Source organism: Brakhagea baltica (genome assembly GCF_052161605.1).
Taxonomy (GTDB): Bacteria; Planctomycetota; Planctomycetia; order Pirellulales; family Pirellulaceae; genus JBKCUI01.
On the sequence record NZ_CP197409.1, the window covers coordinates 3,577,852 to 3,600,975 of the forward strand.

31 protein-coding genes and 1 other RNA gene are annotated in these 23,124 nt (G+C 54.3%); 18 read left to right on the forward strand and 14 right to left on the reverse strand.

Translation table 11 applies throughout. The features are described from left to right. Positions 1–5: 5 nt before the first annotated feature. Positions 6–1,394 carry a DNA modification methylase gene (locus tag SH449x_RS13495; protein ID WP_482376609.1) on the forward strand — a complete coding sequence of 463 codons (1,389 nt, stop codon included), beginning with the start codon at positions 6–8 and terminating at the stop codon, positions 1,392–1,394. 12 nt (positions 1,395–1,406) lie between these two features. Here SH449x_RS13495 and SH449x_RS13500 read toward each other — a convergent pair whose 3' ends face one another. The 13 genes from SH449x_RS13500 to SH449x_RS13560 all read right to left on the reverse strand — a co-directional run bounded on the left by SH449x_RS13500 (position 1,407) and on the right by SH449x_RS13560 (position 6,863). Further along, positions 1,407–2,042, reverse strand: coding sequence for a hypothetical protein (locus SH449x_RS13500; RefSeq protein ID WP_482376610.1), 636 nt, complete (start codon positions 2,040–2,042; stop codon positions 1,407–1,409). A 78-nt stretch (positions 2,043–2,120) separates the two neighbouring features. After that, positions 2,121–2,438, reverse strand: a complete 318-nt coding sequence (locus SH449x_RS13505) for a hypothetical protein (protein WP_482376611.1) — start codon at positions 2,436–2,438, stop codon at positions 2,121–2,123. 12 nt (positions 2,439–2,450) lie between these two features. Next, the gene (locus tag SH449x_RS13510; RefSeq protein ID WP_482376612.1) at positions 2,451–2,675 is read right to left on the reverse strand and encodes a DUF4314 domain-containing protein; all 225 of its coding nucleotides are present in this window, start codon (positions 2,673–2,675) and stop codon (positions 2,451–2,453) included. 18 nt (positions 2,676–2,693) lie between these two features. Continuing rightward, positions 2,694–2,909, reverse strand: coding sequence for a hypothetical protein (locus SH449x_RS13515; protein ID WP_482376613.1), 216 nt, complete (start codon positions 2,907–2,909; stop codon positions 2,694–2,696). Between the two features lie 252 nt (positions 2,910–3,161). Next, positions 3,162–3,395 (reverse strand): hypothetical protein, encoded by a 234-nt coding sequence (locus tag SH449x_RS13520; RefSeq protein WP_482376614.1) that lies wholly within the window; start codon positions 3,393–3,395, stop codon positions 3,162–3,164. Between the two features lie 12 nt (positions 3,396–3,407). Beyond that, positions 3,408–3,977: a winged helix-turn-helix domain-containing protein gene (locus SH449x_RS13525; RefSeq protein ID WP_482376615.1), complete on the reverse strand. Its 570-nt coding sequence runs from the start codon at positions 3,975–3,977 to the stop codon at positions 3,408–3,410. A 26-nt stretch (positions 3,978–4,003) separates the two neighbouring features. Next, an RNA gene (locus SH449x_RS13530) (hammerhead ribozyme type II) lies at positions 4,004–4,071 on the reverse strand. Then, positions 4,071–4,433, reverse strand: a complete 363-nt coding sequence (locus SH449x_RS13535) for a DUF7678 domain-containing protein (protein WP_482376616.1) — start codon at positions 4,431–4,433, stop codon at positions 4,071–4,073. The genes SH449x_RS13530 and SH449x_RS13535 overlap by 1 nt, the downstream gene beginning before the upstream one ends. Positions 4,434–4,520: 87 nt before the next feature. Then, positions 4,521–4,793: a hypothetical protein gene (locus SH449x_RS13540; RefSeq protein ID WP_482376617.1), complete on the reverse strand. Its 273-nt coding sequence runs from the start codon at positions 4,791–4,793 to the stop codon at positions 4,521–4,523. A 111-nt stretch (positions 4,794–4,904) separates the two neighbouring features. After that, entirely contained in the window at positions 4,905–5,234 is a 330-nt protein-coding gene (locus tag SH449x_RS13545; RefSeq protein ID WP_482376618.1) for a hypothetical protein, read from the reverse strand. A 12-nt stretch (positions 5,235–5,246) separates the two neighbouring features. Then, a complete protein-coding gene (locus SH449x_RS13550; RefSeq protein WP_482376619.1) occupies positions 5,247–5,447 on the reverse strand; it encodes a hypothetical protein in 201 nt (66 codons plus the stop codon). Between the two features lie 21 nt (positions 5,448–5,468). Then, the gene (locus SH449x_RS13555) at positions 5,469–5,726 is read right to left on the reverse strand and encodes a hypothetical protein (RefSeq protein WP_482376620.1); all 258 of its coding nucleotides are present in this window, start codon (positions 5,724–5,726) and stop codon (positions 5,469–5,471) included. A 279-nt stretch (positions 5,727–6,005) separates the two neighbouring features. Next, positions 6,006–6,863: an amidoligase family protein gene (locus SH449x_RS13560; protein ID WP_482376621.1), complete on the reverse strand. Its 858-nt coding sequence runs from the start codon at positions 6,861–6,863 to the stop codon at positions 6,006–6,008. A 272-nt stretch (positions 6,864–7,135) separates the two neighbouring features. Between SH449x_RS13560 and SH449x_RS13565 the strand changes: the two genes are divergently transcribed. The 3 genes from SH449x_RS13565 (at position 7,136) to SH449x_RS13575 (ending at position 9,977) form a co-directional block, all read left to right on the forward strand. After that, on the forward strand, positions 7,136–7,342 hold the full coding sequence (locus SH449x_RS13565; RefSeq protein WP_482376622.1) for a hypothetical protein: 207 nt from the start codon (positions 7,136–7,138) through the stop codon (positions 7,340–7,342). Beyond that, positions 7,332–9,599: a terminase gpA endonuclease subunit gene (locus SH449x_RS13570; RefSeq protein WP_482376623.1), complete on the forward strand. Its 2,268-nt coding sequence runs from the start codon at positions 7,332–7,334 to the stop codon at positions 9,597–9,599. The genes SH449x_RS13565 and SH449x_RS13570 overlap by 11 nt, the downstream gene beginning before the upstream one ends. 87 nt (positions 9,600–9,686) lie before the next feature. Continuing rightward, positions 9,687–9,977, forward strand: coding sequence for a type II toxin-antitoxin system TacA family antitoxin (locus SH449x_RS13575; RefSeq protein ID WP_482376624.1), 291 nt, complete (start codon positions 9,687–9,689; stop codon positions 9,975–9,977). A gap of 30 nt (positions 9,978–10,007) precedes the next feature. Here SH449x_RS13575 and SH449x_RS13580 read toward each other — a convergent pair whose 3' ends face one another. Next, positions 10,008–10,934, reverse strand: a complete 927-nt coding sequence (locus tag SH449x_RS13580; protein ID WP_482376625.1) for an ADP-ribosylglycohydrolase family protein — start codon at positions 10,932–10,934, stop codon at positions 10,008–10,010. A gap of 239 nt (positions 10,935–11,173) precedes the next feature. Here SH449x_RS13580 and SH449x_RS13585 point away from each other — a divergent pair, with 239 nt between their 5' ends. The 14 genes from SH449x_RS13585 (at position 11,174) to SH449x_RS13650 (ending at position 23,061) form a co-directional block, all read left to right on the forward strand. Beyond that, entirely contained in the window at positions 11,174–11,371 is a 198-nt protein-coding gene (locus tag SH449x_RS13585) for a hypothetical protein (RefSeq protein WP_482376626.1), read from the forward strand. Positions 11,372–11,443: 72 nt separating this feature from the next. After that, positions 11,444–12,919 carry a phage portal protein gene (locus tag SH449x_RS13590; protein WP_482376627.1) on the forward strand — a complete coding sequence of 492 codons (1,476 nt, stop codon included), beginning with the start codon at positions 11,444–11,446 and terminating at the stop codon, positions 12,917–12,919. Continuing rightward, positions 12,894–14,963 carry a phage major capsid protein gene (locus SH449x_RS13595; RefSeq protein ID WP_482376628.1) on the forward strand — a complete coding sequence of 690 codons (2,070 nt, stop codon included), beginning with the start codon at positions 12,894–12,896 and terminating at the stop codon, positions 14,961–14,963. Before SH449x_RS13590 ends, SH449x_RS13595 begins: the two co-directional genes overlap by 26 nt. 85 nt (positions 14,964–15,048) lie before the next feature. Further along, a complete protein-coding gene (locus SH449x_RS13600) occupies positions 15,049–15,378 on the forward strand; it encodes a DUF2190 family protein (protein ID WP_482376629.1) in 330 nt (109 codons plus the stop codon). A 32-nt stretch (positions 15,379–15,410) separates the two neighbouring features. Beyond that, a complete protein-coding gene (locus tag SH449x_RS13605; RefSeq protein WP_482376630.1) occupies positions 15,411–16,010 on the forward strand; it encodes a hypothetical protein in 600 nt (199 codons plus the stop codon). 3 nt (positions 16,011–16,013) lie between these two features. Beyond that, entirely contained in the window at positions 16,014–17,123 is a 1,110-nt protein-coding gene (locus SH449x_RS13610) for a hypothetical protein (RefSeq protein ID WP_482376631.1), read from the forward strand. A 2-nt stretch (positions 17,124–17,125) separates the two neighbouring features. Further along, positions 17,126–17,374, forward strand: a complete 249-nt coding sequence (locus tag SH449x_RS13615) for a hypothetical protein (protein WP_482376632.1) — start codon at positions 17,126–17,128, stop codon at positions 17,372–17,374. Next, entirely contained in the window at positions 17,371–17,754 is a 384-nt protein-coding gene (locus SH449x_RS13620) for a hypothetical protein (RefSeq protein WP_482376633.1), read from the forward strand. The genes SH449x_RS13615 and SH449x_RS13620 overlap by 4 nt, the downstream gene beginning before the upstream one ends. After that, positions 17,751–18,179 carry a hypothetical protein gene (locus SH449x_RS13625; protein WP_482376634.1) on the forward strand — a complete coding sequence of 143 codons (429 nt, stop codon included), beginning with the start codon at positions 17,751–17,753 and terminating at the stop codon, positions 18,177–18,179. The genes SH449x_RS13620 and SH449x_RS13625 overlap by 4 nt, the downstream gene beginning before the upstream one ends. Before the next feature lie 17 nt (positions 18,180–18,196). Beyond that, positions 18,197–18,739: a hypothetical protein gene (locus tag SH449x_RS13630; protein ID WP_482376635.1), complete on the forward strand. Its 543-nt coding sequence runs from the start codon at positions 18,197–18,199 to the stop codon at positions 18,737–18,739. 16 nt (positions 18,740–18,755) lie between these two features. Then, a complete protein-coding gene (locus SH449x_RS13635) occupies positions 18,756–19,193 on the forward strand; it encodes a phage tail tube protein (RefSeq protein WP_482376636.1) in 438 nt (145 codons plus the stop codon). A gap of 3 nt (positions 19,194–19,196) precedes the next feature. After that, positions 19,197–19,664, forward strand: a complete 468-nt coding sequence (locus SH449x_RS13640; RefSeq protein ID WP_482376637.1) for a hypothetical protein — start codon at positions 19,197–19,199, stop codon at positions 19,662–19,664. A gap of 23 nt (positions 19,665–19,687) precedes the next feature. Next, on the forward strand, positions 19,688–19,921 hold the full coding sequence (locus tag SH449x_RS13645) for a hypothetical protein (protein WP_482376638.1): 234 nt from the start codon (positions 19,688–19,690) through the stop codon (positions 19,919–19,921). Further along, the gene (locus tag SH449x_RS13650) at positions 19,918–23,061 is read left to right on the forward strand and encodes a hypothetical protein (protein WP_482376639.1); all 3,144 of its coding nucleotides are present in this window, start codon (positions 19,918–19,920) and stop codon (positions 23,059–23,061) included. Before SH449x_RS13645 ends, SH449x_RS13650 begins: the two co-directional genes overlap by 4 nt. Positions 23,062–23,124 lie beyond the last annotated feature (63 nt).

Sequence of the window (23,124 nt, forward strand, 5' to 3'; positions counted from 1 at the left end):
GCTTTATGACCACAACAGCTTTGCAGATCGAAATGTGGACGCTCGATCGCGTTCGACCCTATGAAAACAACCCTCGTAACAACGAAAAGGCGGTTGATGCCGTCGCAGCATCGATCAAGGAGTTTGGTTTCTCGCAGCCGATCGTTGTCGACAGCGACAGCGTCATCATCGTCGGCCATACACGCTTGAAGGCGGCGCAGAAGCTTGGGCTAGACCGTGTTCCCGTCGTCGTTGCTGCGCACCTGACGCCTGATCAAGTTCGCGCGTATCGGATCGCTGACAACAAGACCGCTGAGATTGCGGAATGGAATTACGATCTCTTGCCGATAGAACTATCGGCATTGCAAGAAGCGAACTACGACCTCGGTCTCCTCGGATTTAATGCTGAGGAACTCGCCAAGCTGATGGACACTGGCGTCAACGAAGGATTGACCGATCCGGACGAGATCCCCGAGCCACCAGACGAAGCGGTTACGCAACCAGGCGATCTTTGGATCCTCGGAAATCATCGGTTGCTCTGTGGTGATTCGTCGAATCCAGAACATCTCGATCGACTGTTGGCCGGCAAGCCTATTCATCTTGTTAACACAGATCCCCCGTACAACGTTAAAGTGGAGCCGCGATCCAATAACGCAATTGCTGCTGGTTTGTCATCTTTCACGAACGACGGAGCCGCTTCGAGACTCAAGGGTGGTCAGGGTAACGCCGCTTCGTTTGGTGTCGATCACGAGACCGGCAAACCAAAACATGCGGCTACACATAAAAAGCTTCGTGCCAAAGATCGGCCCTTGGCAAACGATTTCGTTAGTGATGAAGCTTTCGATCAACTGCTTGAAGACTGGTTCGGAAACATTGCCCGAGTTTTACTTCCCGGTCGTTGCTTTTACATCTGGGGCGGCTACGCTAATTGCGGAAACTATCCGCCAGTGCTGAAAAAGCACGGCCTCTACTTTTCGCAGTCCATCATCTGGGACAAACAGCATCCAGTCCTAACACGCAAGGACTTTATGGGCGCGCATGAATGGGCGTTCTACGGTTGGAAGGAAGGTGCAGGGCACAAATACTACGGGCCCAAGAATGCGACGGACCTATGGCAGGTGAAGAAGGTCAACCCGCAGTCAATGATCCACTTGACCGAGAAGCCTGTAGAACTCGCCGTGCGCGCGATGCAGTATTCATCGGTGCAAGGCGAGAATGTCCTGGATCTCTTCGGTGGCTCTGGTTCAACGTTGATCGGAGCCGAGCAATGCGGTCGCAATGCGTTCTTGATGGAACTCGACACGCTCTATTGCGATGTCATCGTCGATCGCTTCCAGCGTTTCACTGGTAAGCCAGCTGTCCTTGAACGAACGGGAGGGTCACCTATTCCGATGAAAGCGACAGTTTCACAGTAGATTAAAGACGTTTTAGAAAGCAGACCCCCGTCTCACGTCCCATTCGTGACCGCTAGTTGAATCTCCATGTTGCAGCAGTACGCAAAACGAAACATGCTCGGCAGCAGCGAGTTCCAACGCATGCTGCCACTTCGCAAGATCGGATTGCAACGGTTTTTCGATAGCATCTGGAATACTCGATTGTTTCAAAACAGATTGGATGGCACATATGGATTTCAATCCAATCGTTGGGTCATGCCAAACAACCTCATCGCCCAGAAGGTCGTCACCAAAGCCAAACGAGGAGATCGGTTTTACATTTTGCTCCTTCGCAATGAGATCCAGTTGCTCGAGATAGCGGACCATCGTATGACCAGCGAGAAATGTATCAATACCACCAATGCGTCGCTGAAAATACGGAATGACCTGAACATAATGTTTGGTGTCATAAACCGACGCGACAGGAACGAACAAGCCGAAGAAAAGGAAAACTGCTCCCAAAACAGCTGCAGCAAGTGGGGGAAAATATCCGAATACCGCCCCGGTTATTCCGCACAAGAAAAGGCAACCCGTTACTCCAGCGGCGACTATGGAATACATCCTTGCAGAGCAAAGTCGCTCATAATGAAGACTCGGGTATCCATTCTGGTCCCAATCAATATCCATCATCACGCCGCAGGTTGGTTATTTTGGAAACTTAGCCCACTTCATTGTAACTCGAACTGTCATCGAATTTCCCCCGGTACTTTACAATTTGTAGCACTCCCATATAGCAATTTCAAACGTGTAGATGTACTCCGCACCGCAGTTCCCAGCGAATTCATGCAGGGCGGCACGCGTTGGCATGACAACCGCTCTGTTGCCATCGGTGAATCGCTCGGGCGTTCCGTCGTTAGCGAGCGATCGAATATCGCCGCCTGCGATCAGCATTCGTGCCGACTCGATCGATGTGTAATGTTCTTTGAGGACCCTGCCGGCGTAGTCTTGGTAGCCATCGAAGTGAAGGTAGATGGCTGCGTAGCGGCCATCTTCTTGCTTGCAGGCAATCGTTGCTCTTGTGGACATAGGTTGGTTTCCTTACTTCGATGGTTCGCGGTGGTTGGGTTCGACGATGGCGACACTATCGTCGGGCATCGTCAACATGAGCGAGCGGCCGTTGTCCCAGTCGACATCGACCTGCGCCCAATCGCGGTGGTCGTGAACTTCGACAACGGTCCCGAGCGAACCCACGGGGATTGGGTCTGGATCTTGCGGCATCGATACCAAGCGGATGCGATCGCCTTTCTTCAATCGTGTGTGCATGGTCATTGGCTCCTTGTTTCATTTGGTGGTTGCGTTGAGTTTGTCGAGCAGTTCGCCGGCTTGAGCCAGGCGTGCGTTGACCTGTGCCATCGTGTGAACGTTCCGCCAGCGGAGTGCTTGGTCATCTGGTGGTTGCAATGTGTCAAGCGATTGACGCAGTCGATCGAGGTAGTCTCGAGCAACGAGGTGAAGGTTCTCGTAGGGAGCTGCCGGCTCAAGGGCTGGTTTGGCCATAGTTGGTTCCTGGTTGTTGGAAAAACGAAATACGATCCCCAACAGTCAGCCAGCAAGTCGCAAAAACATCAAGCCAACATGCGAGCATGTTTTGCGAAATTTGTAGAAACATGTGGCTGCGCCGGCGAACCGCGGTTTCGCGACGTGTCGCGTTGTGTTGCCTGCTGGGCTTATGTTCGCATCAACGAGAAAACGCCCACACGGTGTAAACGTGGGGCGATTGGTGGGAAGCGTTCCGTGCTTCGTGCTCGTCTACAAATCGTGCGGTACCAAGATGGCAGCGCCGTGGCCGGAAACTGCGATCGAGTCTCCGTTGGTCGTTCGGGCGAACAGCGTCGGGCCTTGGCGGATCACATCCACAACGCTGCCGACGTCGAGCTTGTGATTGTTGATCGTTCGCAGGTCGTAGGTGATGCCTGGCTCGGGCATTGCGATCTCACCGTCGGCCAGGTCATCCACCGTTCGCAAATCGTAAAAGTGTTTCACCGGTTCGCTCTCCTAGCCTCGAACCGTGAAACGTCCGCGTTCGGTCTTCACGAACTTGCTATCGTCCCCCTTGGCCAAGTCGCGAAGGATCGCGCTGTACAAGGTCGCGTGGGGTGTCTTGCCACCGGGGCTCGTCCAATAGCCTTTGGTTTCCATCGCGGTGATCAACTCTTGGGCGTTCATAGGTTCGCTCGATTCGCTAAGAACCTTCAAGGCCGCGGCGACACAGCTCAATCGCTTCTCGCCGGCGTCGGCGGTCTCGGTGGTCGCCGCCTTTGCCTTGCGTGGTTTCTTGAGAACCGCAACCGCTGTGGACGTTTCGCCTCCGATCGTTTCGACGGTGGCTGGTTCGTTCTCAACCACCGTGACATTACCTTCGGTGGTAACCTTTGCGCGTCCACGCCCCGCACCGACTTCACCCTGCAAGCGCTGTGCGCTCTTGATGAGAATCTTCTTGCCTGTCGCAAGGTTCGTCGCATCCCAGCCACCCCGTGGCTTCTCGGCATCGATGCGAACCTCGCATCGCTTACCCGAAACGTTTGCGTAGTAGCTGCTTCCGATCTTTACATCTGCCTTCTTCATCTTGGTATCTCTCCATTCGTGTTTGTGGTTGGCTGCCATCGTCAGGTCGATCGAACCACCGATCGACTACGCAGGTTCGTCCTGCGTTTCGGCTTACCCGCCAAAGACCAGGTCCGACAATCCTTCGCAAAGAAAGTCGACTACCACCTGGATCTCTGTATTGGCCGCTGGCACATCCAAGCCGCGGTCAAAGTTGAACATGGTTTTTTTGTCGGCCAGGCGTTGAATCCAGAGCTTCGAGATCTTGCTGCGGTTCAGTTCGAAAGACTCTTGTTCGGCGTGGTCGGCGAACACCAAAACTTCGAAGCGGTATTCGTCGTTGATCTTGCCTCGTACCCAAGATCCGCCCGCGTTGCGGTTGCGGTTGCTAATCTTGGTGATCGTCAGGTCGAGGTCGTAGGTATTCATCTTGCTGCGTCCTTTGAAGGGGTGTGGGGGAATCGTTGTGGCGTCCATCACATGAAGCCATGCGGAATGCCATCAAGCAAGCCGAAGATGAAAGGATTCTGGAATCTTTTCATCCCGGCCGATCCATGCTGCGTCTCAACAACTGCGATAGTTCTCCCAAGCCCGCTTGCTGCCGTAGCAGATCTGCCCGCCTTCGACGATGTAGACCGTGTGGTCGTCGGCAACATCTTGGGCGTCGTCGTCTTCATCCTCATCGTTGGACGCGTCGTTCATGTCGCGGCCGCTTGTCACGCCGCAGATGCGGTTCTCGAAGGGCCAGTTCTGCTGGGTCATCAGCCGCACTTCGGCGTCGCCTCCGAACTCTTCGCGGTAGTCGTTGAGGATTTCGATCAAGGTGTCGAGGTTCATGTTTGGTTCTCCGTTTGGGTGAATGGAAATTGGTTAGGCGATAACACACATGAGCCATGCGGTTCGCATAACATCAAGCCGTGCTTTCCATGTTTTCATCAGGTTTTTCTATCATTTGCTGGAAGGAAAAAATTCGTCGATCGCATCGGGCAACATGCTGCCGGAAACGACATCGATCGCTTCTTCAAACATGCGGAGTTCTGCTTCAAGGGCTCGAGCCGAATCTCCGCTCGCCACCACGAACGTGCCGGCCAGGTTGTCAACCAATCGCTTCAACCGCGCGACCACCTCGCTGTAGTCCTCGCAGATATCAAGGGCGGTTGCGCGAGGCATTTGCTTGAAGGCGGTTCTGATGGCGGATTGTCGGTCGTCGTTGCTGGGCATCGGTTGGTTCTCCTCATGCGTTGTGGAAACGGTCTGCATCTGGGCGATAACACACATGAGCCATGCGGTTCAAACGGCAGCAAGCCAGTTCTTGCAGCTTTTTCCCATGTTCTTCCATGTTTCCCGGGAGGCCTGACAGTGCCCGACGTTGGCACCTGCCGCGTTGATTTTCAAGTGGGGGACTTGGTCGCCCATGGAAGAAAGAACGCGACCGTTCGCAAGTGTGGCGACCAAACAGAAGAACGCCGCGCCTCCGTGCGCGGCGTCCAAGGCGTTCTCGTATTTTGTGGTTTAGAGGATCTTGCCAAGCCGGCTGTTCTTCATCGCGTCCAAGGCTTGGACCGCGTGGAAGTGTTCGGTGAGAAGTGGGCCGGCGCTTGGGGTTTGTTGTGCGTCGGCGATCTCGAGGGTTTCCGCCAAGGTCATCAAACCCTCGATCGCTTTGTAGTAGGCTTCGCGGATCTCTTGGGCTTGGTGGGCGTCCATCGCCTTGAAGATTTGGCGAAGGGTGGCATCGGTGGCTGCGTGTGGGTTGTTTGTGTTGTTCATCTGTGTTTCTCCGTTTCGGAAAGGAAAGCGATTCGTTTTTATCTAGACACCATGAAGCCATGCGGTTTGCACGAACTCAAGTCGATTCGATCAGCTTTCTTTCCTGTTTTTGCGGTTATCTTTGCCTGCCACACGGTGCCCGACGTTAGCGAGTGTCGCATCCGATCCGATGTTGGGTATTTGGTCGGTCGTTGCGAAAAGAACGCGACGTTGTGCGAGTGTGGCGACCAAACGGACAAACGCCGCGCTTCCGTACGCGGCGTTGCTGTTTCTTGCGTCCTAGATCGCTTGGTCGTATTTACGGGCGAGGTCCAGAAGTTTGGTTTTGATCGCCTTCCAGTCGGGTTTGGTTTCGCCGGCGATCTCTCCGTAGACCTTGTCGCGAAGGGCCCCCTTGTACCAACCCTTGGTCCATCCGAGTCGGTAGAACAATCGGTTGAGTTCGGTTTCTCCCAGGCCGGCACCAGGTCGGTCCCAGCAGCTTTTAGTACCTTCCTTCTTGATGTAGTCCCAGTCGCTGCATCGTTTGCTGTTCAGAGAAAGTTCTACCAAACCCAAAACCATCATCAGGTATCCGATCACCTTGGTCTTGTTGAGCGTTCCGGCGAAGGCCCGAAATTCGATCCGGTTCTTGCCCCGTTTGAGGTGGGTCAGGTTCAGCAGGTGGTATCGATCCGCTTCGCATTGGTTTTTCGCAAGGTCTTTATCACCGTATTGTTTGATTCGCTTAGCGTACATCATCTGTTCGCGTTTTCGTGTTCCGGTCGAGGCGTAAATGGCTCGTTCGTGGTTACCAACCAGGGAGATCAATCGTGCCAGGGCAGCCGCGTCACCGTTGAAGGTTACGGTTATGTGCAGTCCGCAGCTCGCATTAACTCGTCCGCCTCGTGCGTTGATCTGGTCGATCGCGTCTTCGACCTGGCGTACACCATCAACCCCTTTGAGGATCGGGCTGACAAACTCGCATCCTTTACGGCTTGGGTTCTCGGGTCGGATGCTCCCGTCCCGTTCTGCTTTCCATCCGGTTGGCAACCAAGGTACTTGGTATCCGTTGTGGTAAGGCCCGATCGGTGTGTTGTCGGTTCCAGGGAGGGTGGTTTCGAATTCGATTCCGAAGGCGATTTCGTTTGCGTTCATGTTTTTGGCTCCTGTGCAACTTGTGGTTTATTTGCGAGGCGGAATTCGCTTCGCGTGTCACACATTTGGCAGCCTGCGGGGAAAGCTCAAGCAAAGTCTTGCATGTTTTTCCCAGTAATTTTCATGTTTCTCGAGAGGCAACCGGTGCCCCGACATTACGCCACAGTGGCGTCCAAACATGCTCCGCATAACCAGGCGAACATGCGACCAAAACGCGACCGTGCGCAAACGGTGGCCCCACGTTGCGAGTCGCCAATCCAGGGAGGAATACGATGAGTGAAGGAAATAACCAGGTCGATCCGACGAGGCTTTCGGTGGAACAAGCGGCGAAGCTCCTTTCGGCCGCCTACCGAGAACGGATCGATCCCGAGAAGATTCGACTCGATCTACAAAACGGTGCGCCGGTGAACGTTGATGGAACGATCAACCTCGTGCACTACAGCAGTTGGCAAGCCAAGGAGATGGGACGTGGCGAGTGATCCAAGAAAACTAAAGCCAAGCGAGCTATGCCGACTGCTCAACTCGACGCCGCTAGGCGAGGTGATCAGTGAACGGCAACTCTATCGGCACCGTCAACGCGCCGGCGCACGTATTGGCGACAACAAGACCGTCGATTTGCTGCGCTATTGCGCCTGGATGCATGTCGTACGTCATGCGCCTCGTACGACGAGCGGTGTCGATCCGTATGATGCAATGAAGGAACGAGCAAGGGCCCGTAACGCAGCCCTTGCACTGGCCGGTCGCGACATCGGTGAACTACCAGAGGTCGATAATCCAGACCGTAAAGATCGTGCTTCGCGGGACTTTCGATACTTTTGTGAAACCTACTTTCCTCTGACGTTTCATCTGGCATGGTCGCCGGACCATATCAAGGTCATCAACAAAATCGAGCAAGCCGTTGTCCATGGGGGATTGTTTGCACTGGCCATGGCCCGTGGTAGCGGCAAGAGTTCAATCGCGGAAGTCGCTTGTATTTGGGCAGTGCTCTACGGGCATCGCAACTTCGTTTGTTTGATCGGCAGCGACGAGGGCCATGCGTGCGATATGCTGGAATCGATCAAGACCGAACTCGATAGCAACGAGCTCCTTTTGGCCGATTTTCCTGAGGTCTGCTTCCCGATTCAAGCCCTCGATGGGATTTCCAATCGAGCCAACGGCCAGCTCTATAAAGGGAAGCGAACACAGATCGGTTGGACTGCGAAAGAGGTGGTACTGCCGACGATCGAGAATAGTCCTGCCAGCGGCGCGATCATCAAGGTCGCTGGTCTGACGGGTCGCATCCGCGGGATGAAGTTTAAACGTCCTGATGGGAGAACTGTTCGGCCGAGTCTCGTTGTACTCGATGACCCGCAAACGGACGAGAGCGCTCGATCGCTTTCGCAATGCGCGAACCGTGAAAGTATCCTCGCCGGTGCAGTCCTTGGCTTGGCCGGGCCGGGCAAGAAGATCTCGGGTATCATGCCTTGCACCGTGATTCGCCCAGGGGATATGGCCGACAATATCCTGGATCGCAATCGCCATCCGGAATGGAATGGCGAGCGCACCAAGATGGTCTATTCATTCCCCAAGAACGAAACGCTATGGGAGCGTTACGCCGAGATCCGCGCCGAAGGGATGCGTGGCGGTGATGGAGGTGAAGCGGCTACGGAGTTTTATCGGCAGAACCAAGCGGCGATGGATGAGGGTGCCGTGATCGCTTGGCAGGAGCGATTCAACTACGACGAGCTCTCGGCGATCCAACACGCGATGAATCTTAAACTCCAAGACGAAGCCGCGTTCTTCGCCGAGTACCAAAATCAACCACTGCCGGCGGAGACGGTTGTCGACGGGATGCTCAAACCAGAAGAGGTCGCGAGCAAGATCAACCGCATCGATCGGGGCTTGGTCTCGATCGGCGCGAACCATCTCACCGCCTTCATTGACGTTCAGCAAAAATTGCTCTTCTACGTGGTCACCGCATGGGAGGATGACTTCACGGGTTACGTGATCGACTACGGCTGTTACCCCGACCAGCAACGTCCGTACTTCACGCTGCGCGAGGCTCGCCAGACACTAAGCTCCGAAGCCATCGGAACCGGACTCGAGGGCTCCATTTACGCAGGCCTCGAATCGCTGACGTCGAAGCTACTCGATCGGGAATGGCAACGAGACGATGGCGCAGCGATGCGGATCGGTCGCTGTTTGATCGACGCCAACTGGGGGCAGTCGACCGATGTGGTGTACCAGTTCTGTCGACAGTCCAAGCACGCCGCTGTGATCATCCCTAGCCACGGTCGGTTCGTCGGTGCGTCGAGCTTGCCATTCAGCGAGTATCGACGCCGGCCAGGTGATCGAGTGGGGCTCAATTGGCGAATCCCCAACGTCCATGGCAAGCGAGCCATCCGTCACGTGGTCTACGATACCAACTGGTGGAAGTCGTTTATCAACGCTCGGCTTCGCGTTTCAATGGGCGACCGCGGTTGCCTCTCGCTCTTCGGAACCAACGCCGAAACGCATCGAATGCTTTCGGAACATCTGACCTCTGAGTACTTCATCAAGACTGAGGCTCGTGGCCGGAGCGTTGATGAGTGGAAGCAGCGACCCGAACAGCCCGACAACCACTGGTTCGATTGTTTGGTCGGTTCAGCGGTCGCGGCATCCATGCAAGGCGTTGTGCTTTTCGGTACTGATCGAGACGTCCCAGAGAAGCGAAATCGCCTGAGCTTCAAGGAAATGCAGGGACGAAGACGAGGATGATGTTGTTTTGAGCCTTGGCAGCCGAATAGATTCAAATCGACTTGTACGAAAATAAGCCGTACAATTGAGCGAATCAAGGAGCAAACAATGTCAACTAGAAATAGCACCTCCAAGTCAGCTCGAATCGAAACGCGAGTGTCTCAAGAGCAGAAAGATCTAATCGAGCGGGCTGCCGTTCTCAGTGGTCGGACCGTGTCTGAATTTGTGCTTGCTCATGTCGAAATCGCTGCCAAGAAGGTGATCGGCGAGCATGAGAACCTGCACTTAGACCAAGCGCAAAGCAGGATTCTTTTCGATGCGTTATTGGCACCCAAGAAGCCAAACAAGAAATTGAAGCTTGCAGTGGAGGACTATCGCAAGCGGGTCGAAAGCAGATGAAGGAAACGCCGACTATGATCACGCTATGTTTTAACTTTCACAATCTGCCAATCGTGTGGAAAGTGCGCGAACAAATCCAATAAACTCATCCCCTTCTTCAAGCCGCTTCAACGGTAAGTCTTTCGAAAACCCCGAACCAACATGCGCGCCAACGAGTGCGCCTGTCATCGCGGCGATCGTATCGGTATCTCCGCCCTGCCAAATCGCTGTGGATATTGCGATTTGATAGTCGCACGGATAAAGGGCGAAGCAAGCTAACGCCGTGACCACTGACTCATGCGCCTCGATTCCATTTCCGAACTGTTCGATGTCTTCGTCTGCCTTCACTACTCGCAACCGCTCCAATCTGTTCTGGAACACGACTGTAGAGCATAACGGCAGCAGTTCCTCAGCTAATATCAATGGATTGATCGGTGATTTCGAAGCAGCAATCGATGTAGCAACTGCGATGAGCTGTGCTCCCTCAATTCCGAGTTCATGCCGATGAGTTGGCCAAGCACTATTCTTGGCTTCTTGCCAGATTCTTGTGACATCGCCAACGAAACGCAGACCGATCGGCGCGCTTCGCATCGCAGCGCCGTTTCCGAGCGATCCCCCCGGGAATAAATGCTCGGCCATAAACTCATATTCAGCGTTGTCGCGAAAAGCCTCAATCAACACTCGTGCGCCACGCCCGTATCCTCGCCATGATTCATAGACATCCACAAATCGTCGCATCAAATCATTGCTAACAATCGTTGGGTTATCGGCAAGGTGCTCAGCAATCGCAAGTGTCATCTGTCCGTCGTCTGTGTATTGGAGCTCTTGTCGATTCAAAGCGTTCTCAAACGCAGCGAATTTATCTTTGAACTTCGATCGAAGTTGATCCTGTTGCATACCTTCGAATCGTGATCCGACAGCATCAGCGAAAATCAGTCCGATTAAACTACCGAAAATTCTGTCTAGCGAAGAAGGCATTGCGCGATCTCAAAATTTTTTTGTAAGCAAGCCATTCGGGATGGATTATCAGCTTTCAAGGCCGATATGCTCATGTTTTGGCTGGTAATTTGCGTACATAGAGGAAAACCAAACTCTTTCCCTAGAGCGTACAAGTCTACCAAAACAGAGAAATTTTGGGACGTCGTTCGGACAAATTGCATAGTTAGTACTGGAAGAGGCTACTCGAGTTTCTTTTTCACTCGAAGAGGGTTTCCAGTATGTCAGACAACTTGCAACAGACGATTCGCGAAAGTGCCAAGGCACCCGCTAAGGCATCGGGAGATGCCGGTAGCGTCGAGCAACACAAGCTCACCGAGCAGATCGCTGCGGACAAGTATCTGGCCTCCAAGGCGGCCGCCTCGCAACCGAAGCGTGGTCTTCGTTTCAACAAGCTCGTACCACCAGGGGCGACTTAACGGTTCGCAACTGTTTTGAGCTTGTTTCGATAGGCAGGGGTGTTGGGTTTTACAGCAGGGATTGAGTCAAGGATGTTGAAGTTGCTGTCAGGGATTTTGAGCAGGAGGAGCTATCACCAAGATCGATCGCTCGTCCGTGGACGCTCGGCCCGACACCCCTTTTCGCTAGCGAGATTGCTGGGACGCTATGATGCGGCGACCACCACGGTCGACAACGTTCGCCACTGGGCGGCCGCTGACGGTTTATCCGCCAGCGCGGCCAATAGCCCCGAGGTGCGCCGCACGCTACGCAATCGCTCGCGATACGAAGTCGCCAACAACTCCTATGCTCGTGGCATTTCGTTAACTCTTGCGAACGATTGTATCGGGACCGGTCCGCGTTTGCAGATGTTGACCAACGACGATCGAGCCAATGATTTCGTCGAGCATGAGTTTTTGAACTGGGCAAGCGAAATCAATCTTGCCGAAAAGCTGCGCACCATGCGACTCGCTCGCGTATCAGATGGTGAGTCGTTTGGACTGTTAACCAACAATCCAAGAATCGCCTCGCCGGTGCAACTGGATCTCAAACTGGTCGAAGCCGAACAGGTCACATCGCCTACTCTTAGTCCGGATGGTAATCGCTATCTCGATGGCATTCGATTCGATGAGTATGGCAATCCGATCTCGTATGATGTACTTCGGGAACATCCAGGCGATGATTCGTTCCTGTTCACGAAGAACTATAACACGATCAATGCCAATTCCGTCCTCCATTTCTTCCGAAGCGATCGACCTGGCCAGATCCGTGGCATTCCCGATATCACGCCTGCGCTTCCACTCTTCGCGCAACTCCGACGATTCACGCTTGCTGTATTAGCAGCAGCCGAAACGGCGGCAGACTTCGCTGGGATTCTCTATACCGACGCACCAGCCGGTGGTGAAGCCGATGCGGCTGAACCGTTCGAGCCGATCGAACTGGAGAAGCGATCTCTGCTGACCATGCCTGGCGGTTGGAAGATGGCTCAAATGCACGCGGAGCAACCTGCCACGACTTACGCGGAGTTCAAACGCGAGATTCTGAACGAAATCGCTCGTTGCTTGAACATGCCTTTCAACGTGGCTGCCGGCAATTCCTCGGGCTACAACTACGCCTCCGGGCGACTGGATCACCAAACCTACTTCAAGTCGATCCGTGTCGAGCAATCCCAAATGGCTCGCACCGTTCTGGATCGCATTCTGGTCGCATGGCTGCGTGAAGCGATTCTCATCGAAGGCTATCTACCGAACTCGCTTCGCACTCTCGACGCATCGTTCGAGCATCAATGGTTCTGGGACGGACATGAACATGTCGACCCAGCCAAAGAAGCCAATGCCCAGAAAATCCGCCTCGCCAATCATACGACAACTCTGGCCCATGAATACGCAAGGCAGGGGCGTGATTGGGAGGCGGAACTTAAACAACGTGCGAAAGAGGTCTCGCTCATGCGTGAGCTGGGACTTTCCATCGATTCAACTTCACTTTCTCCAGGAGAGGTAACGAATGACGAAGACGCAAACAGTCCTTAGTCGGGAGTCTTTAGTCAGTAGCGAAGAGGATTCCCTCCAGACTCAAGACTCTGGACTCATGTCTCAAAAGGTACCCAGTTCGCTGCGTATCGTTTGTGACGATGCCAGCTCGATCCATTTACAAGCAGCCGAAGCAACCGAAGAAGGCAAGCTGGCACTGCGCAAATTCTCCATGGTGGCATACACCGGCGGCGCGATGCGTCTCGGCGGCTGGCCTTATCCTGTGGTTGTTGATCTATCCGGCATGCGAGTCACTCGCAAGGCCCGTCCAATTCTCAAGGATCACGATCGAGGCAGCATTGTCGGTCATACCGATGACATCACGGTGAGTGATTCACGGCTTGAAGTGGCTGGTGTGATCTCGGGCGTTGGCTCCACCGCTCAAGAAGTCATCGCCACCAGCGAGAACGGCTTCCCTTGGCAAGCCTCGCTTGGTGCCAGTGCAGACAAGGTTGTCTTTATCCCCGAAGGTAAGACTGCCATGGCCAATAGTCGCGAATTCAAAGGCCCTGTCTACATCGCTCGCAAGTCAACGCTCGGCGAGGTCTCGTTTGTGGCCCTCGGTGCCGACGATGATACCGAGGCTCGTATTGCTGCCGGCCATGCCGACGACGATCTCGAAGAATCGGAAGACGACAGTACCGAGACCGACGATTCGGAACTCGAACCCGTCAATGCAAGCTTGGAGTTGGCTAGCAAGCCCAAGCGTCCTGTCACCAGTGGAGTTGTTTCTAAGATGCGTATCGAAGCCGCCGCCGAATCCAAACGTATCGCAGGTATTCGCAAGGTGTGTGCTGGCAAGCACACTGAGGTCGAAGCTCGTGCGATCGAAGAGGGGTGGAGTGTCACCAAAACGGAGTTGGCTGTACTCCGCATCGAACGGCCCAAAGTTCCCGATCAACAAGCGAGTCAATCTATGTACCGTCGTGAAGTCCTCGAAGCCGCTTGCTGTCTTTCGGTCGGACTCAATGAGACGCAATTATTGAAGCAATATGGGGAACGTACCCTCCATGCTGCCGATCCGATTCGTAACATTGGTCTCCGCGAACTGGTCGCCGAATGTGCGCGGCTCGAAGGACACGATATTCCTCGCGTTTTCGGGGATGGTGTGGCTACGATTCGTGCTGGTTTTTCCACAATGTCCCTTCCCGGCATTATGGAAAACGTGATGAACAAGACCATGCTAGCTGCTTACGAGAATACGCCCATTGCGGCGTTTGATCTCTGTAGCATCAGTACCGTGAGCGATTTCAAAGAGATCTCGCGATACCGGTTGCTCGGTACTGGTGGCTTTGAAAAGGTTGCTCCGGACGGCGAACTGAAGCATGGAAAGCTCTCCGAGCAGAAGTACTCCAACAAAGCCGACACCTATGGCCAGATCCTGACGCTGACTCGGCACGACATCATCAACGACGATCTCAACGCGTTCATGGACATCCCTCGCCAAATGGGACGCAGTGGAGCGGAGTCGATCGATGATTTGTTCTTCACGTTACTTCTTGGGAACGTGGGAGGATTCTTCAGTACCAACAATACCAACCTCCTTACTGGAGCAGATACCGCTTTCGGTGCCAATAGCTTGACCCGAGCCAAAACGACCTTCCGCAAACAAAAAGCAGGTCCAGGTTCGAAGCCCAAAGATCAAAAGCCGATCAACATTCGGCCCGAGTTCCTGGTCGTGCCTGTGGAGATCGAAACGGATGCGGAACTCCTGATGGGTTCGGCTCAGTTGATGATCGATGCCTCGGGGCAACCAACCAAGATTCCGGTCGACAACCCGCATCGAAACAAGTATCGGGTCATCAGCATGCCTCATCTGTCGGATACTTACTACGCCGGCGCAAGCCCGAAAGCGTGGTATCTGTTCGCCAACCCGAACGTCTTGCCTGCTTTCGAATTGGTATTCCTCAATGGTCGTCGCACCCCTGTGATTGAACGTGTGGAAATGCCACCCAACACACTGGGCATGGGTTTCCGCTCCTACATCGACTTCGGTGTGAACTCCCAGGATCCTCGCGCAGCTGTGAAGGTCGCGGGTGAGTGATCTTCTTAGATCAATCGGATCTATCTGATCCGACCGATCTGTCCTAACAAACTAAAGACTCCAGACTCAGGAATCCAGATTCACTATGCAAGCGCAGTTCATTCAAAACGGTGCCAACGTTGATTACATCCCCGCGGCCAATACTCCCGCAGGGACCGTGGTCATCCAAGGGGATCTCGTAGGCATCACCAAGAAGGATATCAAAGCCAACGAGCTCGGAGCTCTCGCGGTCGAAGGTCTATTTGATATCCCCAAAGATGCAGCGACCGCGATTAACGCAGGAACCAAAGTTTACTGGAAAGCAGACGACCAGATCGTGGTGACCGCTGCGTCGGGAAACAAGCTGGTCGGCAAAACCATCGCTCTGGCCCCGACTGGGGCATCGACCGCTCGCGTTCTCCTCACCCATTCGTAACACGTGAATCTGCTTCAACCCCATTTGCGATCATGAAGTCCTTCCGATCAAGCATGCTGGTTCTGTTGGCTCTCTTGGCAGCCGTTGGTTGTGAACCCCAACAGGTTCGCGTTCGTCCATTGGCTGCGCCTCCGGCAGAACAACCAGCCGCGAATCTGCCCGTTGCGCTCCATCAACGTAACTGGACGGGGCGGTTGAACCAAGGCAGTTGTGTTCATGCGTCTTTGGTCAACCACTTGCGTTGGCTCAATCAGCATGAACTAGGGGAACGCTGGCGCGCGACCTATTCGGACGGCGAGTGGGACTCACGTCTGCGTGATCGCTTGGATACCGCAGGTATCGACTACAGCTACACGCTCAAAGCCGACCCCCGGTTCCTCGATTGGGCCAGCGCGTCGCGGCGGGGGGCGATCCTGTGGTGGAAGCCTGCTCACTGTTGCACCTTTGTGGGGTGGGTTCAGCGAGATGGCAAGCAATACGCAGCCATTCTCGACAACAACTACCCTGGTCGCTTCGAACTAACCCCTCGCGACCAATTCATTCGTTTATGGGCCGGTTATGGCGGATTCGCGTTGACTGTGCTCAACGATCCCGCCACTTCTCTCACGTTTCGCAGTTACGAGGTGTATTAATCGATGAACGACACGATCCGCATTCGCTTGAGTCTCGGCTTGTTAATGGTGGCTGTGATTCACGCTATTCTGTTGGGAGTGGTTTTTACAGCCCTACACCAGCAAGCGTTACCAAAATTACCACAGCCACGTTTCAGCGATACGTTGAATCCGACACCGACACCCCAAGTCGGCCCGATCGAGAAACTGCCGGAGCCTCAAACGGTAAATCTTCGTGCTCAGGGGGAGATGAAGCAAGGCATCCTGGGGAATCGACTGGGCCGCCTTTTACCAGTCCGTCAGCCAAGCGTTTATGAAGTTCCCAAAACTGTGACGCGTGCCTCGACTTGTACCACGAACGGAAACTGCCCGCCAACAGCCAATAAAACGGATCCTCCGTCGCAGCCAGCATCGGAACCGACATCCCATCAAAAACAGCAGACGGCTGTCGATATTCAGAGCGCACTTCCTGGAACGCTTTTCGACGAGCGCGAGCGTACACCTGCTCCGATCGTGGCTCCCATGAAGCCGCGCGAAAGCAAAGGTTATCAGTTGGCGCTTTTCGTAAGTTCGGACTCCCAAAGTCGCCAATTGGTCCAGTGGTTCGAAAAGAACTTGCCATTAACCCAACTGCGAGAACGATGCGAATTCCAGGTTTATACGCCCGAGAATCCACTCTACCGAGAACGCTTTGCCACTCTAGTTCCCAGGGATCAGTTTCCCGTCGTGTTATTGCAAGATTCCCAAGGTGGTCACATCCACGCTGCTGGTCGGGCCATGATTCCTTCGACTCCCGAGGAACTCTACTCGGATCTGAAGTATGGATACGAACTCTACGAGCAAGCCCTTCAAGCGGAAAAAACGGGAGCCATTCGATCCATGGGATATTCGTGGGATGACGCGATTACTCCAACCATGTCCTTGTTTTCTCAAGATTGCCCCGATGGATATTGCCCGATCGATATTGCGGATCGATGGCGTCCCGGTTCACGTGTGCGAGACAAATTGTTCGACGAGGTTCGCGATAGCCGCGGCGCCATTCTGTGGGCCTCGGCAAGTGAACTCGCCACGATCGCTTTGATTGTCATTGCGGTCATCCTGTTAGGCTTCATTCTGATCAAACGAGGAGTGTAAACGTGACAACTTTGTTGATTGCAGTCGCTGTGGTCCTGGTCTTACTAGCCATTGCCGTCTATCCCAGGAAACAAACCAACGGAGCGCAAGCAGGTTCACCACCTCCCTCTTGGGATACATCAGGCCTTAGGGTGCGCCAAGTGAACGAAGAGGCCCATGCGATTGCCGAGGAGTTTCGGCAACGTGCGGAGGATGCTTGGCGGGCGGACCTTCGTGAAAAAGCCTCCAAACTACTAACGGACAGCAAATGAGTGACTTGCTTCACCAAGGTCAGGAGTGGCTTTCCTCCCAATTGACAGAACACGCTTCTCGAGAGGTGGTGTACCGTCGTGGGGAGTTGGGAGTCCTCTTGCGAGCCACCATCGGAAAATCGATGTACGACCAGGATGACGGTCAAGGCATTGTCACCCGCAGTCAGGTGCGCGATTTTCTCATCGATACTCGCGATCTCATCACCTCCATCATTGGCTCATTGCCACAACGTGGAGATACGATTGTCGAAATTGATAGTGACCACACCTTCATTTTTGAAGTCATGGCCTTGGGAGGCGAGCCCCCCTGGCGTTACAGCGATCCATTCCGTCTCAAACTCCGCATCCATACCAAGCAAGTCGAATCTCATTCAACATGACCACTATTCTGCAGATTGCTGATAGCGTAACGACCCAGCTGAACGCTGCCGAGTTGGGATTGGAGTTTGAAGCAGAACGCTTGTACGTTCCCAACAGGGACATCGAGGAGATGAAGCCCTTGCGTGTGAGCGTAGTTCCTCGCGATGTGGAGTTGCTACCTCATGATCGCGCACGGAATCGTTGCCTCTACCGAATCGATGTGGCTATTCAAAAAAAGTTTACACAAGGAACGAACCAAGAGATCGATCCACTTCTCAGCTTTGTGGAACAGATCGCTGATGAGTTCCGCCTCAAACGTCTCCTGTCGTTTCAAGCAGCACGCTGTATCAAGGTGGAACACACTGTTCTCTACTCAAGTGAACATTGGGAGCAATTGCGTCTTTTCACCAGTCTCCTCACCCTGACCTTTGAGCTTGCGAAATGATCCAGGTGCGCGTGCAAATGCAATTCGATTCCCAAGGGGTACAGCGCAAGGTCCAGTCTGCCACGTTTCGGTCCTTGGGGCACGCCGGGGCTGCGATTCGTCTCACGGCTCGTCGTAGTATCCGAAGACGAAAAAATCCATCGCTTGCTGGTTCTCCCCCCCACACCCAGACCGGGCATTTGAAACGTGTTATTCGTTTCGAGGTCTCGCGCGACAAAACGGAGGTTGCGATCGGTCCTGTGAATGAATATGCGGGCAAGATTTGGAACCTGCATGAATTCGGTGGCAGGGCCAAGAGCCGTCGCCTCCTGAAATCCCATGAATTCTCCGTGGGGGAATACGGGCCGATCCGAATCAAGCATCGGGGTTTCAACACCAAATTCGCTCGTATTCGATTGAGTTCGGCTGCCCAAGCGACTCGAGCCACGCGGCTGATCGAAGAAGAGAACAATCGACGTCGAGCCCAAGTCAGAAACTATCCCAAACGCCCGTTCATGAAGCCCGCTTTAGAGGCGAATCGTTCAAGACTACCCCAGTTCTGGGCCAACTCGGTTAACTAAAGGAGATGGAAAGCAAATGGCAGAAGTTGTACTCGGTCTCGATGCCGTTCTGAAAATCGATGGCGATGAGATCAAAAACTGCAAAGATCTCACAGTCTCCCTGGAAAAGGCTGAAGCCGACGCGAGCACTCGCGACAGCAACGGTTGGCGAGCCACCGTGGGAACGCTCAAGGATGCGTCCATCGAGTTTACCGTGCTCAATAAGGTGGGGGATGATACGTTTTCCATGATTCAGGATCTGTTCATGTCGGGGGATCCTTGCGACGTAGAAATCAGTGATGCCGGTGGCACACTCCTGCTAACCTGCGAAGTCATGCAGTTCAACGTCAATCAGAACCTTGAGGAGGTCATTGCTGCGGATGTGACTCTCAAGCCGACCCAGTCGACCTCTGGTAGTGGAATGAATGTCGGGGCTGGCAGTGGTTCTGGGGGCGGTACCGGAGGAGGTAACTAATTCATGAAGAAATTTATAGACGCGCAAGGGCGATACTGGGTCGTCGATATCAATGTGGCCACGATCAAACGAGTGAAAGCACTCGTGGGGGTCAATCTGCTTACCGTAGTGGAGGGCGAGTTGGTCGAACGATTGAGCTCCGATCCCATCTTGTTGTGCGATGTTCTGTATGGTGTTTGTAAACCTCAGGCAGACCGAGAGGGAATCTCTGATGAAGATTTCGGGACGGGATTGGCGGGAGATGCCATTGCTGACGCAACGACCTGTCTTATCGAAGCCTTGGTGGAATTCTTCCCGGAGCCACGACGCCGTCTGCTTCAGAGAGCGGCGGCGAAGTTTCACACCGTGCAGACCAAAGCATTTCAGATGATCGAGACGAAACTCGAAAACTCGGCGATCGAGACCAACCTGCTGCGACAACTCGAGAACGAGTTACAGCAAGCGTTACCGAGCAACTTATCTTCCGAATAGCTGGTGTCTTGGGTGTGGATCCTATGCCACTGACTTTACGCGAACTGGTGTGGATGGTTCGTGGAAAGCGGGAGCATGATTGGGGGTTAGCGAGCCACGTCATGGCTTTGTTAGCAGAAATCAATCGCGATCGTAAAAAGCGCCGGAGACCCTTTCGCGCGGAGGACTTTAATCCGACGCTTGCGGTTCGGGCAAAGCCTATTCCGTGTTCTGTTTCTCAACTGGCCAAGATTCTCAACGTTCCTCTTCAATCATGACGCAGACTAACGCTCAGAAAATTCGAGGTGGGAAACCGATGCGGGGACTGGCAGAGTTCCCGACGGAGTCGATGCCCCTGTGGATTGATGCAAACGGGCAGCTCAGTGCTGCGGAGATCAATCCTCCACCTCCGGACTTAGAGAACTACGTTCCCAAGTCGCGCGAGCTCAGTATCAATGGTGTCGCTTTTGATCTGAGCGAAGATCGTGAATGGGACCTAGAGGTTGAAGGACCTCCAGGTCCCCAAGGCGAACCAGGTATTCAAGGTGAACCAGGGCCACAGGGTCCTCAAGGTGAACAGGGACCGCCAGGTGAACAAGGCATTCAAGGCGAAACTGGTCCAGCAGGTCCCAAAGGCGACCAGGGAGATCCAGGAGAAATCGGTCCTATTGGCCCACAGGGTGATAAAGGTGATCCCGGTGAACCAGGACCGCAGGGCGAGCAGGGTATTCCTGGCGAGCCTGGCGCGAAGGGTGACACTGGTGATAAAGGCGATCCGGGTACGAGCGTAACACTCAAAGGAAGTGTTGCAGTGGTTGCCGATCTGAGCGATATCATAGATCCCGATTTGGGAGACTTGTATGTTGTCGTTGCGGATGGCGATGGTTATGTTTTCAACGGAGCCTCCTGGGATAATGTTGGCCCCATCCGTGGTCCTAAGGGTGAGCCTGGTGAACAAGGTACCCAAGGAGATCCCGGTCCAAAAGGAGACCAGGGAGACCAAGGAGATCCTGGTGATGTTGGTCCTATTGGTCCTATCGGTCCACAGGGAGAAGCCGGTCCGAAGGGCGATACCGGCGAGCAAGGTAGCCAGGGCGAGCCTGGCCCAAAGGGCGATACCGGTGATGTCGGACCGCAGGGTATTCCAGGCGAGCCTGGACCGAAAGGTGATCCCGGAGAGCAAGGTCCGCAGGGCGATACCGGTGATATCGGTCCGCAGGGTGAGCCTGGGCCCGCAGGACCGAAGGGAGATCCAGGAGAGGTAGGTCCGCAGGGAGAACAGGGCATACAGGGACCGATCGGCCCGAAAGGTGACCAGGGAGGCATCGGTGCAACTGGCAGTCCTGGAGAACAGGGGCTTCAAGGAATTCCTGGTGAGCCCGGCCCGAAGGGAGACAAAGGAGATACCGGCGAGCCAGGACCGCAGGGTATTCCAGGTGAGCCTGGCCCGAAAGGCGATACAGGTGATATCGGACCGCAGGGAGATCCTGGAGCGCAAGGCCCCCAGGGCTTACAAGGTGAACCAGGACTTCAGGGTGAGCCAGGCATCCAGGGGCCAAAGGGTGATACCGGTGAGCAGGGTCCATCAGGCCCTAAGGGCGATCCGGGTGAGACTGGACCGCAGGGTCCTCAAGGCGACACCGGTGCAACAGGTAGTCAGGGCGAACAAGGCCCACCGGGAGAACCTGGACCGAAAGGTGATCCGGGCGAGATTGGTCCTACCGGTCCTATTGGTCCACAAGGCATTCCCGGCGATACTGGTCCACAGGGTGCGATTGGCCCGCAGGGCGCAATCGGTCCGCAAGGCCCGCAAGGGATTCAGGGAGAGACCGGACCGAAAGGAGATAAAGGTGATAAAGGGGACACCGGAGATCAGGGGCCTGAAGGTCCGCAGGGACCACAGGGCATTCAGGGCCCGCAAGGCGTACCTGGAGAGAAGGGGGATCCTGGCGATGTCGGACCTAGTGGCGCTGATGGCGATGGTATCGCGTACTTTGGCCAAGTCACTTTGGGAAGTGGCGCGGCTGCGCCTCCCAACTTTGGTGTCTTTGTTGCCCTCTCGGGTACGCCGACTCTCCAAACTGGAGCTAATGGATTTTCTGCAGGTGCATCCGGTCTATCCATCAGAAATACCAGCGGCGACACACTGCTGGTGCAAGCTCATGCGTCGATTGAGCTCACCCAAGAAACCAATCGAATCCTCAGAGTCAGCTTCTTCAAAAACAGTTCCCCCATCACTACTTCCGAGCAAGGATCGCCTACAACACCCGATGCGAATCTTGTACAGTTAACGACCGAGACGTTGGTAGAACTCGAGCCAGAAGATGTCCTTTCCTTACGAGTGACCTCGCTCAACTCCACCGAAGTAATTACCGCCCAATCGGGCAGTCTCATTGTGGGGACGGTCGGTCGTCAAGGAACTCCTGGCCCTAAGGGAGATAAAGGAGACAAGGGAGATCCGGGCGATAGCAGCGGAGGCACTCCGGGTGGTACCAATACTCAAGTTCAGTTTAACAATAATGGCAGCTTTGGTGGGACTGCTGGTCTTGTTTTCAATCCTACGACTATCAGTGTTGGTATCAACCTCAGTACCCCTACCTCGCGACTCGACATTGTAGGGCAGGATGGTTTGCGGATCACGGGCTTTCAGCCCTTTCTCACGCTGCGAGATGCCAATAGCACGAACAAAGGGACGCGTCTTCAGACAGCTGCTGGTCATACGATTTTCTCTAATGATTCCAATGGTGGCGGAACTTTTACCGAGCGGCTTCGCATCTCCGATGTAGGTTTTGTGGGGGTAGGGCTCAATGCGCCTGAATTTCCCTTGCATGTAAGACGAACTGGTGGCGGAGGACCGGTCGCTCAGTTTGAGCAAACAGGCAATAGTAATGCAACGCTCCTCGTGCACCATGTTACGGCTGGCACTTCGGAACGACCTGCCCTCGGCCTTGTCAAAGGTGGCGTCACCTGTCTATTAATCTCGTGTGACGGTCTGACACCTGGCCCCGTTTATTATGAGGCGATTGGTGTAAATGGTTCACACATTTTCTTCACCAATGCCGTTCAACGGCTTCGCATCGATAACAACGGAATCCAATCGTTCGGTCGTATTACGGGCGGATATTCCAATCGAGGCACCAATGTGGTGAACATGGCCTTCGAACAGTTCTTTGTTTCGCAAGTGGCAATCAGTGCTAACACAAACCTAACGACCGCCGTTCCTCCCGCGGGAACAATATGTATCTTAATTATCGTTTCCAATGGAGCCAATTCCAGGACGGTAACGTTTGGGGCTGGGTTTGCGGCAACGGGGACTCTTGCTACCGGCACCACGAGCGATCGGCGCTTCGTCATCACGTGGGTTTCGGACGGTGCGAGATTGCTGGAAACGCAAAGAGTGGGGCCTATCGCATTTTGATCACTCTCACTCTCCACAGACCTGATTACTCAGGAGAAAACCTCACGCTCCAAGTCTGGACTC